This window comes from Pseudoalteromonas sp. S554 (genome assembly GCF_005930865.1).
Lineage (GTDB): Bacteria > Pseudomonadota > Gammaproteobacteria > Enterobacterales > Alteromonadaceae > Pseudoalteromonas > Pseudoalteromonas marina.
In genome coordinates this window covers 1-14,590 of record NZ_PNDV01000014.1, presented here as the reverse complement: position 1 = coordinate 14,590, position 14,590 = coordinate 1, and the positions used below count along the sequence as shown (strand labels likewise).

Sequence of the window (14,590 nt, the reverse complement as noted above, 5' to 3'; positions counted from 1 at the left end):
GGTTGTGGCGATTTATGTTACTTTAGAGGGGAAAATCCCTAGAACCCCACTAAGGCTTATGGTCAACAGATATCACTATTTGGTGTACAAAGAGGCAGTGGCGAGTCGATTTGGGATATAAAGCGACATTACGGTGTCGTCAGCGCACAATTGCATCGAGACTATCGTGTCTCAACTAACTTATTGCAAACAGTTTTATCAGGTTTTTTTGACAGTATTGGCTTATATGATGCGCCTAGTCGACACCAACTTAATATCGCGAGAGAGTGGTTGTTATTATTAGGTTTAGAAAATAAAGAGCAGCTGGCTTTTAGCCAGCTTTCATACGGCGAGCAAAGACTGGTATTAATTGCTCGTGCGGTAGTTAAGTTACCACTTGTGTTGATTTTGGATGAGCCTTGCCAAGGGCTTGATAATAAAAATCGTGAAAAAGTTTTAGCCTTAGTCGATTATATTGCCGAGCGCAGCAATACTCACATGCTCTTTGTTAGTCATGATGTACGTGACGTATTAAAGTGTATTACTCATCACCTAACTTTTTCCAAAGGCGCGGAAGGATACATGGCAACAGCAACTGCTCGTGCGTAATCGGATATGTGAGTGACTTATTAGTAAAAAATCAAAATGAATCTGTTACGAATAACTAGTTTATAGGAACATAGTGCTCAATAAAAATGATTCAAATAAATCTTTAAAAACAAGGTAGTTAACAAAAACTCTCGATAGCCTTTAGTAATTTATCAGTACCGTCATTTTCTTTATTGGACTATTGTATGAGAGAAATATCGTTGCAAATTAGGTATCATGCTTGCGATTATGTGACCATAGGTAGTTATGCGCTTTTATTTTTATTGTTTAATACTGAATATTGTACTGGTTGTTTACAACCAAGCTCGTGCTGATGTCGACGTCAAAAAACAATTGATCATCCCGATTAATGAGTGGAGCAGTCAGCGCGTATTATCTCATGTATTTGGTAATCTAGTTAAAAACAAAGGGATAGCCGTTTCTTACCAAGCGATAAATGTTGACGATCAATGGGGAGCATTACAGCGCGGAGTTGTGCATGTTCAATTGGAGGTTTGGCAACCGTCGATGGCTAAGGTGTTTGAACCTTTAGTAAACTCAAATAAAGTCCTTGATATGGGAGCACATCACGCAGAAGTTAGAGAAGAGTGGTGGTATCCAGAGCATGTACAGCAACTCTGTCCTGATTTACCTAGTTGGCAAGCGCTTAATCAATGTGCGTCAATATTTGCCAAACACAGCTCTAATGGCAAAGGAGTTTATTTCGCAGGTCCTTGGGATTATGGTGACGCTGAGCTTATTCGTAGTTTAGGTTTAAACTTTATTATTAAACGTGATCCTTCTGATGAATTTTTATGGCATCGACTTGAACAAGCACTTGCGAGTGAAATGCCAATTGTCATGCTTAATTGGACGCCTAACTGGACAGACGTCAGGGTAAAGGGGCATTTTATTGACTTTCCCCATGGGCAGACAAAATGTTCTGGTGATGAAGTTGGTACCGCACAACAAGCATGCACTAAATCAAGACGTGGTTGGCTTAAAAAGGCAGCATGGCCAGGGTTAAAGTCACAATGGCCATGCGCTTATCAAATATTAAAACACCTTCAATTTACTAACGAAATGATTGCAGAAGCGGCCGCACTTCTTGCTGTTGATGGTTATACCCAGGAGCAGGCAGCAATAGTATGGCAAGAAAAATATGCCACTGAATATCAGCAATGGCAAAGTATTAAGTGCTCAAATTTAAGGGTTCCTTAAACGTCACTAATTAGAAGTTGAATGGCATCTAGTAGTTTTTGTTGTATATCTTCATTGGTTAAACAATTTTTATCGGTATCAAAGTTTTCATGAAAACTTGGAATCGCCATACTCGCTTTAACATTGCCTGCAAAAAATGGGGCGGAGTTTTCTGCTAAGCTTAATACACTTTGCCCACCTCGCCCTCCAGGAGAAGTGGACAGCAATAACATAGGTTTTTGTTGAAAGACTTTATTGTTGATGCGAGAACACCAATCAAAGATATTTTTATAGGCGGCGGTATAACAACCGTTATGCTCAGCAAAAGATATGATTAAGGCGTCACATTGCGCGATTTTAGCTAAAAACGTTTTGGCTAAGTCTGGTTGACCAAGCTCTTGTTCTTTATCTTGGCTAAATAAGGGGAGCTCGTAATCATTAAGATCAAGCAAGTCTATTTCAGCACCATTGATTAAGTTTGCAGTATAATTCACCAGTTTTTTATTGATTGATTGTTTACTCGATGATGCTGCAAATGCGGTTACTTTCATTGTTATTATTTCCTTCTTATTACTCTGATGCTTATAAATAAAAAAGCTAAGCAAGACACACAATCTAGCTTAGCTTAATCAGAGATAACCTGCGTACTAAATAGCTTAGAAATAATATTCTAAGCTTGCCTGTACATAATCATCTTGTTTGACGCTATATAGGTTATTGCTTGGCGTTTCACTTGATATAAACCAAGCGTCTAGGCGCCATTTCCAGTTTTCGTTTATGCGGCTAGAAGCTTCAATAAAGCTTGTTTGAGTATCACTGTCATCCAGGTCCAGAACATAACCTAATAATATTTCGGTACCGTCAACATCATTTAAGGCAATGCGAGTGCCTAACATTAGTGCATTGTGCTCGTCATTTTGCTTAATAACGTCGTTATTATCATATTGATATTCTAACAACCAACCTATATCCCACACAGACTCAAATACACCAACATTGGTATATTCAAAGCCCGCAACCGTTGCAATATAAGCATTTTGGTTATTTAAGTCGCGATAAATGCCTTCAAATTTATATAGCCATTCATCGTAGACTAATAATAGATCTACACCTACTTGTTCCATCTGCGCATAATAGGGCGACAAACTAATCGTTTGGCCGTCTTGATTGGCGACAAAAGAGGGATCTCTCGATGTACCATTAAAATAAGAGAGCCCTACATCCCAGTCTGAAAGCGTATGAGACCAGCGAAATGCATAGTCGAGATGGTGATTTTCATTTGAAGATTCATAAAGAGCTTTACTTTGTTTAATTTCTAATTCAGGCCTGAGTCGTCCGTCTAAGCCTGCAAAAGTACGCTCACGAAATCCCGGTAAAACAAATAAATCAAGATTACCCCAATCCTTTACTAAGGTTAGATTAATCATAGGTTGACCCATTTTATCTTCACCGTCTAAGGCTTCAACTAAGTCGGTTTGATTAATAACATCAACTAAGTGTTGAGACTCCGCTTGCCCCCAAAACACTATGCCAATACCTGTGCGCAACTCCCATTCGTTGCCAACGTGCAACCACATTAGTTCTCGTATATCACCATGGCTACGTTCATCATCTTTATCGTCCCAACGATAAAAAGGCTTGAAGGTTATGCTGTCTTGTTCTTCATTCCAACTGTAATAAATCTCTGGCTCAATAAAAGCAGACAGTTGATTATCATGTTGGCCTTGATATTGGGCACTTTGCAAAAAGCTACGATTTTCTATCGCAGCTTTTACCGTGATTTGTGTTTCTGCCATCGTATAAGTCGATAGCAGTAACAGAGGTAATAAAGTGTAAGGTTTTATCATCTTCATTATTTTGCGCGTTTTAGAGTAGCTTTATTAAAGTCTTTGTCTGTTAACCCTGTATTAAAGGTCAATTTGTGGGTAATAAAATCAGTGCTTTTATTGGTTTGATTGTTCACCATAGACATTTTATTTGCACGCCAATATTTATCTAAATATAGTTTGTAGTCGTTAAAGGTTAACGTTTTTAATAAACTACTTTTGCGATCATAAAACTCTATTTTTAAAGGACGATAATGTACTTTGTCTATCCAAGATATTTGTTTGGTGTAACCTGAATACTTATCAACCGGATCTGATTCAATAACAAAAACTTCTTGTCCCTCTAGTTGTTCATCTCGCAGATATTTATAGCTGTATTTTTCGATTTCAAATGAACTTAAATCTTCAAATGCAAATTCACTGCCCATAAAAGGGCCTGACTTATTTCGTGAAGCGATTCTCTTAACCCGTTTAAGTGCGGGTAAATACATCCACTGTTCGTCTGGTGTTGTCGAGTGAGAAAAGCTTAAAAATGCCGTGCCTTTCACGTCACGAGGTTGATCAAATATAGTCAACGCTTTATCGCCGTCATTGGCAACTTCCAACGATTTAAGGCGCATTTTTCTCACCGTTTGCTGACCTTGAGCGTTGCGCAATATCATTTCTGATTGCGAGGTTGAGTCACCCCAACCAAGATCTCTTGCTTTACGCTCTTTTGCTATTTCTAAGCCTTTTTCTTCAACCGTTTGCGCAAATACTGGTGATGCGACAAGGCTTAAGCCAATGACAAGGCTACTAAGCTGTTTGTAAAGTGGCATCTTTTTTCTCCTGTTTAATCGTTTTTTTGTCCAATAAAATGAGGAATGCTGGCAAGAATAAAAAGTCAACAGCCAGCGCTGAGACAATAATTATTGCTGTTAATAACCCCATATCGGCATTAAGTCTAAAAGCTGATAATGCCAAAATGCTAAAACCTATTGTTAGTACAATTGTGGTGATCCAAAGGGCACGGCCAACACTGGCAAATGAGTATCTAACACTTTCTTTTGCGTCTTTACCTTCTAATCTTGCATGGCGGTACTTTGTTAGAAAATGTACCGTGTCATCAACTATGATGCCAAGCGTCATACTTAATACAACAGACAAGCCCATGTTAATTTCAGCTGAGTATAATCCCCAAATACCAAAGCCAATACCTGCAGGTAATAAGTTCGGGATCAAGCTGATAGCCCCCATTCGCCATGAACGTAATGCAAACACAAGCAACAAGGAAATAAAGACCAGAGCGAGTAGGGTGCCGTACAACATGCTTGTCATGTTTTGTTCACCAATATGGGCAAACATTAAGCTTGGACTGGCCGCTTTTATTTCGTAACCCTGGCTATTTTCTTTCATCCATTGGTATGCGCGTTGTTCAAACTCCGTAAATTCTTTACTGCCTAAGTTTTGCATAATTGCAGTAATACGCGTTGCTGACTTATCGATATTAATTTGATTATTAAGGTCTAAGCCATAGGGTAATGACATTTCATATAATAGTAGATATTGAGCGGCTAGTTCCTGCTCTTGTGGCAATGAATAATAATCTTCATTATCTCCGTGCATATTCTTATTAAGGCGCAAAAAGGTATTGGAAATTGTCGCAACATGATCAATCTCTGGTTGCTGTTCAAGCCAATCACTAAATGCTTTTACGGTATTAAGCATTTCTGGTGAATTAAGTTGAGACGCTTTTTGACCAAACAAGGCAAAATCAATAGATGACATACCACTAATATTTTCTTGTTGAAAATCAGTTGACTGCCTAAATGCTGTACTGCTATCAAAGTAATCTGTTGCAACATCATTAACTTCATTATTAAAAGTAAAGGCAACGGTTACGGCCATGACCAATACTGAGATAGGTAATAAGCGTTTGTGGTTGTTAATTACCCAGTCGCCAAACTTCTCAAAAGCGCCGTCGTTATCGGTAACTACTTTCGGTGTTCGCATAGGTAATATTTGTAACAAAGCAGGCAATAACGTGACAGATAAAACAAAGGCAAGCATTACACCTAGTGCGGTTAAGTTACCTAAGTCAGCTAATACTGGCACTTCGGCAAAATTTAAAGTTAAAAAGCCGATAGCGGTTGTTGCACTGGTAATAAACACTGGCATCAAGTTTAACTTCATACTGTAGTTAAGTGCTTCTTGCTTACTTTTACCTTGTCTCATGGCGTATAGCATGGATGAGATGATATGCACACAGTCAGCAACGGCTAAAGTCATTACCATGGTGGGAACGTTAACGGTGGCTGTACTAAGAAAATATCCCATCCAGCCAGATAGCCCCATAGTGGCCGTAATAGTCGTTACTATTATGATTAGTGTTGATAAGGTGCCGGTAAAAGAGCGTAATAACAGCCATAAAACAATAATAACAGCGAGAAACATTCCCGGAACTAAGGTTGAGGCGTCTTTTTGTGCTTCTGTTGCAAACGAGTTGTTCATAAATACAATGCCAGTATGATAAAAATCATGATCTGGGTATTTAGCTTTGTATTCGTCCGTCATATTAACCAAGTAGTTGGTTATATCTAACACTGCTTTTGAGGTATCTAGCGCAGTTTCAGGTGTATCTGCATCTGGTAATTGCACGGTGACATTTATTACAGCGACATGACCATCCTTAGAAATCATGCGATTTAATAAATTAGGTTCTTTTAAAGCAATTTCTTTGGCTTTTGCGATCGTTTCATCATTAATTAATTCGACCTCCAAAATGAGATCTTCAACGATTAAGTCATCTTCTTCAGCCCAGGTATGTTGGTAATTAGTTATAGAATCAACACGAGAAGAGTTTGGCGTTAACCAAGACTGATCGGTCATTTCTTTTATCAAGGTAAGTGTTTCTTTATTAAATACATTCCCTGATTTAGGGGCGATGATTATATTGGCATTTTCATTTTTATTGAATGTTTTTTGCATTTGTTCAAATGCCATTAACTGTGGACTTTGATCACCAAAAAATACTTTGTAATCACCACGAAAATATAAATTCTGAGCGCCCATTGAGGCGGCCGCAATGAGAATAAATCCAAATAATAATGTTAACCATGGGCGGTTTAGTACACTGTTTAGCCAAAACTGTTTCATGATTTCAACCTATCCTGTTGACGAATCGTCATTTGATTTTGAAAAAAAACAGCATCAACGTCCTAATGCTGTCATTTCTTTTGAAAAAACTTCTGTGGCAATACGTTGCCACGTTTGTTTGTAGTCCCATTGATGTGATAGCGGTTTCCAACCCATTCCATCCATCATAATGCTTACGTTAAATAGTAATGCGAAATCTAAATCTAAGCTCTTTATAACATTCGCTTCAGAGGCACCTATCATGAGTGCATTTGAACCAAAAGACATAGCCCAGTTGGCAAAGCTAAAGCCATCTATGCCAACACCCATGCTAACGTTTAAATCACCAGCATTTAATGCATCGCTAAAAGTTTGATCACATATAGCTGTGATTTCAACTTCAAGTTCATCAATCTCTTTTAGTCTTTCTGTACTTGCCTTTTCCTGCACAGCAGGAGACTTACCTGACAAGATACACATAAACAAAGTAGGACTTGCCAGCCCAAAAACTCGATTAGCAAAATGTATTGCCAAGTTTTTTTCGCGGGTATTTCCATCAAATGTTAATGCTCTGCGCATCAGCTGCATGCTTAGCTTTATGCCTTTAATACATAAGGCGCACAGTAAATCTTCTTTACTGTTAAAGTGGTTATAAACGGTACCTTTAGAATAATTACATGCGGCAACAAGCTTATCCATGGTTAAGCCTGAAAAACCTTCATGTTCCATCAGCTTTTCTGCGATTATTAACAGTTCCTGTTCACGATCGGCGATAGCTGCATGGCGTTTATTTTTAAATTTACCGACAAAACACTTTGTTTCGGTATTACTTTGGTCACAAAACTTCATATTATTAAACGATTGTTTCGTCCTTATTACGAATTTATGACGCTTCGTCATGTTGACGAAGCGTCATAATATAATATTTGGCATAAATTGCAACACTAGTTTAGCAAAAATTGCACATAAGACGAAGCATGTTGCTGCTTTATGTTTGTTATATGTCAGTGCTGGGCTTGTTAATATTGGCAAGTGTTGAAATTGCACTTTGGCATGCACTTAATAAACTATCACTTAGTTTTTGATCTTCTAATGCTTTCGATAGTGCGATACCGCCTATCATAAGTGTTGCTATTTGAAATGAGCGCTGCTGATCATTTGTTAATTTGTCTATATTGGTAATAAAAGCTTTAAATACATCTGTATATACCGACTTAACTTTTTGATCTTGCTGCGTAATGTCTGTAATTAAGCAGGCTAACGGACACGATTGTGGCAATAGTTTGTCTCGATGTGTTGCACTCAAGTAATGATTTGCTAATGACGCAATGTCATCTGAGGTGGTTTTTGATATTGCTTGGTGAGCATTATTAGCTGCCGTTTTAATGGCTTGAGCATATAAATCACTTTTTGAGTCAAAGTGAGCATAAAATGCCCCGCGGGTTAATTGCGCATGTTCCATTACCTGATTTATTGAAATTTTCTCATAACCTTCTTGGGTAAATAATTGGGCTGCACTTTGAAGAACTCTTTCTTTGGTATTCTTTTTATGTGTTTTATTCCAAGTCATATTTGTTGTCTATATTAAGGAGATTAAAATATTATTACATAAGCTTAAAATATGTTCTTGAACATATTTTAAGTGGCTCTAAAGTAATGATTAATCTTTAAACTAATAAGTATTAATCAACTAATAAAGTGAGTATTCATGTCTACTACTAATAAAGTTCATATTTATGGGCCAGACTTTTCAACATTTGTTCGTTCTGTCATGTTGATTTGTGAAGAGCTTGGAGTAACTTATACAACAGGTTTTAGTGCTAATGGTAAAGCTATTGAGTTTAAAAGTGATGAACATTTTAAGTTACATCCATATGGCAAGTTACCTATATTGTTGCATGGTGAGTTAGTGTTGCCTGAAACAACAAGTATTTGTCGATACTTACAAGAAAACTTTTCGGATACAAAAACGCATTGGACGTCAGCCCAATTAGCTGCTGAGCATGACGCGTTTTGTGCCATTATTGCGCTTTATATTGATAAAGCAATTGTTAGAGATTATTTATTAGAGTTTGTCTTTCCTAAAGGGGAAAACAAACAAGTTAGAATGGATGTTGTACAAAGCAATCGTTTGGCATTACAGCGAGCGCTTGAAATTATTGAAGTAGAAATAAATCGCGGTGAATTATTAGGCACCGATAAGTTTACCATTGCAGATGCGCTTGTAATGCCTATGTTGCAATATTTAACCACTTTACCTGCTGAAGTTAACTGTCTTGAAGGGTTTAACGCGATTAAGAATTATGTTGAACGGTCGATGCAGAGAGCTTCGTGTAAAAAGGTGCTTAAATCAGACAATAAACCGATAGCGTAATGCCGCTACATTTCTAGCCGGATAGTAATATGCCGGCTAGAAATACAAGGAAGCAAAAGTTATGAGTTGTTATTAACTGAAAGGTGATGCATCAGGCGTTCTATTGTTAGCTCTAAGCGTTTTACTTCTCGGTTAGTTGACTGGCGATTCATTTCCATAAAGGTCCACATTTTTAGTGTGACTTGCATTAAGGCACTGAGAATTAATATTACCCCCCAATATATCGCTTCTGAGCCATTTAAATGTTCAACAAAAAAGAATTTATAACCGGCCCAAAACATGACAGCAGTCACAACAAGTGTTACGAAAGTCACCAATATCATCCAGCCGCCTAATGCCCCTTTATAAGCATTGGTTAACATATTAAAAATGCCAGGTTCGTGTGCTATAACTTGGTCTAATTTATGTGCTTCATCTTCTAATGCTTGTTTAATTTTGTCGTCAATATTCATAACGGATCCTTAATGATTTATTAAGTGCTTTTTGAGTGTATTTCTAGCTCGGTTTAAGCGAGATTTAATTGTGCCTTGTGGTGTTGTTAAAATAAGGCTTATTTCTTGGATAGTCATAGATTCTAAATAGAACAAATGAATGACTTGTTTATCGATATCAGGAAGCTTATTAATCTGCTCTTGAAGGTCACTTGTACTGTCGCAAGGCTCAGTTATTGCTATGTTTTCAATACCTATTTCACATTGCAACTCGTTTCGCTTACTGCCTCCTTTTGCCATATCAATTACCTGCCATCTAACCGCTTGATATAGCCAACTTTTAAAGGCTTTAGGGTCTTGTAAGCGTCTGATTGATTTAGCAACTTTTAAGAATGCGTTTTGTGTAGCATCGTGAGCAAGTTGTTCATCAGAAGATAACTTTATAGCAAACTTGAGTATACGAGGATAAAAATACTGGCAAAGTGCAGAGAATGCATCACTGCTTCCTTGTTGAGCTTCTATTACCAATAATTGTATTTTTGCATTATCCATATCAGGTCATTGTTATTGTTTTAATACCTTAAAGACGATGATTGCAGGCGAAAGGTTCACGCTAATATTACTAAAAGGTAAAGGGCAAAAGGTAAAACTAACTTGATGATTTATATGGCGTTAGCATTTCATCTGTTATATCGGCGCCTCTAGGAATGACGTGTTGTCTTATATTAACGTTTTCGTGGTTATATGAAGATATTTGCTTGGTATTAATAATATAAGAGCGATGTAACCGTATAAAGTGTGCGGGTAACGGCTCAAGAGCGGCTTTAATTGACGAGTACACTGTTATTTTCTCGTCGTTTTCCAAGTAGTAATTTACATAGTTACCCATGCCTTCAATATAGAGGATTTGCGACTCTTTTATATGATGGGTTCGCCTATTTGATTTTAGCTCTATCAAAAGATTGTCATTATTTTTTAATTGCGTTAACTGCTCAGTTAACATTTTTACCTGCTGTTGCTCGAATAAAAATAACTGAAAAACCTTATATACCGCAGCTATTATGATGGTGGTATTTACGAGAATGATACTTTTAAATACTGGCGTGATGTTTAACAAATTACTGTCGACATTAAGCATTAATTGTTGATAGAAGAAGTGATCAAATAACCGCTGTAAGCAGCCTGCTGTTATTAATAAAACTAGATAACCTATAGCAAAGTTTTGATATTGCTTTTTGACTAAATATTGCGGAATTAGCCAATACATCATGGTATAGGCAGCCATTATTCTTATGGGTAAAAGGATAAATTCTAAATAGAATGAAGATAAATACCCTAGGTCAGGTTTTACCCAAATCAAACTAAAAAACAGATAATAAATTAGCCAAAATGTGACATGTCTTAATACTCGGTTAGTCAAAAAAAATGACATTAGGTTATTGTTAACATATTTGTTGCTTAAAGATAAATTTTTAGTCATGAAAACCTATGTTTTGGTATAAGAAACTCAAGGATTAACATAAAGGCTAATAAAATAAACAGGTTAGGTTCTATATTTACTCACTAAGTATTTACATTGTTTTAGCTAAGTGAGTTCTATTGATGATACAAATTCCAAGTGTTACCCGATTCGGTTTTATCTGCTTTTTTATATTAACCAATATATTTATACAGGCTATTACATTAGCACAGGGTTATTCAAATAATAGTTTGCTCAAGGTTGATAATAAAAGTAATGAACAAGAATTACTTGCTCGTCGAGCAAATTGGCAGGCTAAATTTAAAACGATAATATTGCCATCAGGTATTATTGGTAAACAAGTCACTTCTATAGAGCCTGACTCGCCGTTAGTTATGGCAGGCATTAAGGTTGAAGATGTTGTTGTTAAAATAAATAATGCTCAAATTAACAGTAATGAGCATTGGTACGATATAAGTGACGCACTTGTTGGTGATGTTGTTTATTCAATTACTTATCAGCGAAAGGGGGTTAACGCTAATACTAATGCTGTATTTACGCCATTACCTGTTGAGCAGTTTGAAAATGTATCGGTAAGTTACTCTGCTGTTGAAAATCCTGCAGGCTTTTTACAAAGGGTGATTATCACACGTCCGAAAGCTTCACTAACTGACAACAAAAAACGGCCCGCAATTTTTTTTCTGCAAGGGTTAAGTTGTTCTAGTATTGAAGTTTTACCTCATCGTAAATCTAATTATGTACGATTGATTAAAGAGATTGTTGAACACAGCAATATGGTGGTTATGCGTGTTGAAAAGCCAGGCTTAGGGGACAGTGAAGGCAATTGTTCGCAAACAGACTTTGATACTGAGTTAAATGGTTACGAACAAGCATTTCAAGCGCTTGCCCGTTTACCTTTTGTTAACCAAGATAAAATTTTAATCTACGGAAACAGTATGGGCAGCGCTATTGCGCCATACATAGCAAACAAATATCAAGCGAATGCAGTCATTGCTGATGGTACTTTTTTTCGTTCTTGGTTTGAGCATATGCTTGAAATTGAGCGAAGAATATTAGCCATGAAAGGTAAATCACAAAATGAAATAACAAAGGTAATGAATGAGGCTTATATTCCTTTGTATTATGGCATGTTGGTTGAAAAGAAAAGTTACCAGGAGCTTATTAGCGCAAATACTGAGCTCGCAGAATATAACTATCATGGGCCTTTGCATATGTACGGTAGACCGATGAGTTATTATCATCAATTGCAAGACTTTGATTTCGCAGGACAGTGGCAAAAGTTAACTGTGCCTACCTACCTTCGTTGGGGTACAAATGATTGGATTATGTCTGAAGCAGATAACGATATGATTGTTGATGTTTTAAAGGCCAGCGGCAATAAAAAGGTTAAATTGTATAAATACCCAGGTTTGGATCACTGGTCGACGGTTCATGATTCAGCAACTCATTCATTTTTAGGTAAACAAGGGCAGTGGCAGAAACAAATTAGCCAACAGATAGTAGACTGGGCGAATGAAATAAATCGTTAGGCTTTTAATTATCAAGCTCTATTAATATAAATTTCTATTGTTATATCTCCGAAATATAGCATCCAAATAAATGTGACCAAGTTAAAGCTTGTTTGGCTTAGCTTGGTTTTATTTAGCACAATGACTACTGGTCTAGTTTGTTGAGAGGATGGCACTCTTTACTATAAGCTCAATAGTTGTGTTATATCACATGGACGTCAATAAGCTACAACTCGTGATACAAGCATTAAGTCTTACCGATAATAGTGATGGGAATTATGTCTTCAGATAGGCTAGGTACAAGTTTACAGTATCGACAAAAAGAAAAAGGCTATCGTGATATGGCGCTTAAGCTATATCCGTGGGTTTGTGGTCGCTGTGCTCGAGAGTTTGTTTTTTCGAACTTGAAAGAGTTAACTGTGCATCATATTGATCATGACCATACAAATAACCCTTCAGATGGTAGTAATTGGGAATTGCTCTGTATTTATTGTCACGATAATGAGCACGCAAAATATACTGATCACGCTAATTATAAAACGGAAGTTGTTGCAGGCCATAGTGAACATGTCGCCGCCACCCATAATCCGTTTGCTGACTTAAAGTCTCTTCTTAAAAAGTAATTCTTATAAAAAATATAATCTATAAGAATTGCATTAAAACTGATTTATATCAATAAGCACAAAATTAACTGTGCTATTATCCCTTCTATTTTTGTGATTAATGTGATTTTATCACTTTTTTTAAGTGCTGTTTGATTATTTATAAAGCTTTCAGCTTAAATTCGGAATATTTGATTGTTATAAAGTAGCATCTTTTTAATGCTCATCAATTCAAACCGTAAGCGCTATTATCTAGCATAAACGTATTAACTTCAGCTCAATGCTTTTCCTGCTTGTTTACGTATGTATAAAAGGATTTTTTTGAAAACACTTTCTCATAAGAAAAAGTTACTTATCTCTGTTTGTTGCATTTTGATGTTTGGTCTTTTGCTGTCAGCGGTTATTGCCTTTTTTCACGTCAAAAACTGGTTAGTGTTAGCCGTTAAAGACGAGCAACTTACCATAGCTTCTGTTGCACAAACCACGACGGAGCAATGGATAGCTTCTAGCAAAGAGTCAATGAAGACATTTGCAAAAAAAACGTCATCATTTGCCGGAAACATTGAGAATAATGAGCTATTGGATGCGTTAATATCTCAATATACAGATTCCAATCAATTTGATTTTGTTTCTATTTCGTTAGAAGAAAATGGCTATTATCGTATTAATAATTGGCAGCCGCCTTCAGGGTATGACCCGAGAGTCCGTCCTTGGTATAGCGCGACTAAAATTAATCAACACATGACAATAAACGGGCCTTATATCGGTATTGATGATCCGGATGTCTATTATTTAACTGTTTCTGCACCACTGTTTAATCACAGTGAATTTATTGGTGTTGTAAGTGGTGATATTAAACTTACACGACTGGATAGTTTGTTTGCAAAGTATGTTGACCCTAGTAGTTTATCTCATATTAAAAATAACTTTGTAATTGATAGCGACAGTAAAATTATTGCCCATCAAGATAAGTCAAAAATTGGTACATTTTTGGCGTCGTCAACATACTTGAAAGACATGACCAGTATCCGCTTGTCTGAAATTAGCTTAAAAGGCGAAGTATTTGTTGCTGAAAATGTGATGTATGCGGTTGTTCCTATACCAAGTCTTAATTTAAAAATTGTAATGGAGTTTTCTAAAGATGAGTTAAATAGCAGGCTTTTGTCTGAAACTGTGCAGCTATTAGTGCATTTTCTTGTTGTCTTTATTTTAGTGGTTGTTGCGTTATTTGTTGCTAACAAAAATGTCATAAAGCCGTTGTTTAACTTTTTAGAGTTAGATAATGAAACGGCTTTGCCTAACAAGAAGAGCTTTAAACAAATCGTATGTAGTAAATTTTTAGAGACCGAAACATCAGGGTTGTTGTTGATTATTAATCTTGATTATTTCAATGCGCTTACCTCATCATATTCTTCCATTGTGGTTAAGCAGTTGCTCAATCAAGTTAAAAGTCGAGTAGAAAATCAAATTGGGGTTCTAGGGATTTTC

The 14,590-nt window shown here is 36.6% G+C and carries 15 protein-coding genes; 6 read left to right on the top strand and 9 right to left on the bottom strand.

Translation table 11 applies throughout. The annotated features are described in order from the left end of the window. Nucleotides 1-69 precede the first annotated feature (69 nt). Both CWB65_RS04435 and CWB65_RS04430 read left to right on the top strand, forming a co-directional pair. Nucleotides 70-588 carry an ABC transporter ATP-binding protein gene (locus tag CWB65_RS04435; protein WP_349304531.1) on the top strand — a complete coding sequence of 173 codons (519 nt, stop codon included), beginning with the start codon at nt 70-72 and terminating at the stop codon, nt 586-588. A 246-nt stretch (nt 589-834) separates the two neighbouring features. Further along, complete coding sequence (locus tag CWB65_RS04430; protein ID WP_138739995.1) at nt 835-1,788, top strand: glycine betaine ABC transporter substrate-binding protein; 954 nt, start codon at nt 835-837, stop codon at nt 1,786-1,788. On the opposite strand, the gene CWB65_RS04425 is transcribed toward CWB65_RS04430, so the two are convergent. The 6 genes from CWB65_RS04425 to CWB65_RS04400 form a co-directional block, all read right to left on the bottom strand. Further along, complete coding sequence (locus tag CWB65_RS04425) at nt 1,785-2,318, bottom strand: NADPH-dependent FMN reductase (protein WP_138739994.1); 534 nt, start codon at nt 2,316-2,318, stop codon at nt 1,785-1,787. The genes CWB65_RS04430 and CWB65_RS04425 overlap by 4 nt on opposite strands. A gap of 105 nt (nt 2,319-2,423) precedes the next feature. Continuing rightward, nucleotides 2,424-3,563, bottom strand: a complete 1,140-nt coding sequence (locus CWB65_RS04420) for a hypothetical protein (protein ID WP_249365017.1) — start codon at nt 3,561-3,563, stop codon at nt 2,424-2,426. Nucleotides 3,564-3,619: 56 nt separating this feature from the next. Then, nucleotides 3,620-4,411 carry an outer membrane lipoprotein-sorting protein gene (locus tag CWB65_RS04415; protein WP_138739993.1) on the bottom strand — a complete coding sequence of 264 codons (792 nt, stop codon included), beginning with the start codon at nt 4,409-4,411 and terminating at the stop codon, nt 3,620-3,622. Continuing rightward, on the bottom strand, nt 4,389-6,728 hold the full coding sequence (locus CWB65_RS04410) for an efflux RND transporter permease subunit (protein ID WP_138739992.1): 2,340 nt from the start codon (nt 6,726-6,728) through the stop codon (nt 4,389-4,391). The genes CWB65_RS04415 and CWB65_RS04410 overlap by 23 nt, the downstream gene beginning before the upstream one ends. A gap of 54 nt (nt 6,729-6,782) precedes the next feature. Continuing rightward, entirely contained in the window at nt 6,783-7,556 is a 774-nt protein-coding gene (locus tag CWB65_RS04405) for a TetR/AcrR family transcriptional regulator (RefSeq protein ID WP_171047566.1), read from the bottom strand. A gap of 148 nt (nt 7,557-7,704) precedes the next feature. Further along, nucleotides 7,705-8,277, bottom strand: coding sequence for a TetR/AcrR family transcriptional regulator (locus tag CWB65_RS04400; RefSeq protein ID WP_138739990.1), 573 nt, complete (start codon nt 8,275-8,277; stop codon nt 7,705-7,707). 138 nt (nt 8,278-8,415) lie between these two features. On the opposite strand from CWB65_RS04400, the gene CWB65_RS04395 reads away from it, so the two are divergent. Then, the gene (locus tag CWB65_RS04395; protein ID WP_138739989.1) at nt 8,416-9,081 is read left to right on the top strand and encodes a glutathione S-transferase family protein; all 666 of its coding nucleotides are present in this window, start codon (nt 8,416-8,418) and stop codon (nt 9,079-9,081) included. A 59-nt stretch (nt 9,082-9,140) separates the two neighbouring features. On the opposite strand, the gene CWB65_RS04390 is transcribed toward CWB65_RS04395, so the two are convergent. The 3 genes from CWB65_RS04390 to CWB65_RS04380 all read right to left on the bottom strand — a co-directional run bounded on the left by CWB65_RS04390 (nt 9,141) and on the right by CWB65_RS04380 (nt 10,782). Beyond that, nucleotides 9,141-9,533 (bottom strand): DUF6768 family protein, encoded by a 393-nt coding sequence (locus CWB65_RS04390; protein WP_138739988.1) that lies wholly within the window; start codon nt 9,531-9,533, stop codon nt 9,141-9,143. Between the two features lie 9 nt (nt 9,534-9,542). Next, nucleotides 9,543-10,064 carry an RNA polymerase sigma factor gene (locus tag CWB65_RS04385; RefSeq protein WP_138739987.1) on the bottom strand — a complete coding sequence of 174 codons (522 nt, stop codon included), beginning with the start codon at nt 10,062-10,064 and terminating at the stop codon, nt 9,543-9,545. 97 nt (nt 10,065-10,161) lie between these two features. Beyond that, a complete protein-coding gene (locus CWB65_RS04380) occupies nt 10,162-10,782 on the bottom strand; it encodes a LytR/AlgR family response regulator transcription factor (RefSeq protein ID WP_171047565.1) in 621 nt (206 codons plus the stop codon). A gap of 332 nt (nt 10,783-11,114) precedes the next feature. On the opposite strand from CWB65_RS04380, the gene CWB65_RS04375 reads away from it, so the two are divergent. From CWB65_RS04375 to CWB65_RS04365, 3 genes are all read left to right on the top strand, one after another. Beyond that, on the top strand, nt 11,115-12,521 hold the full coding sequence (locus tag CWB65_RS04375) for a serine aminopeptidase domain-containing protein (protein WP_138739985.1): 1,407 nt from the start codon (nt 11,115-11,117) through the stop codon (nt 12,519-12,521). A gap of 257 nt (nt 12,522-12,778) precedes the next feature. Further along, on the top strand, nt 12,779-13,123 hold the full coding sequence (locus CWB65_RS04370; protein WP_138739984.1) for a YajD family HNH nuclease: 345 nt from the start codon (nt 12,779-12,781) through the stop codon (nt 13,121-13,123). Between the two features lie 300 nt (nt 13,124-13,423). Beyond that, a partial coding sequence (locus tag CWB65_RS04365) for a cache domain-containing protein (RefSeq protein ID WP_171047564.1) occupies nt 13,424-14,590 on the top strand: 1,167 nt, incomplete at its 3' end.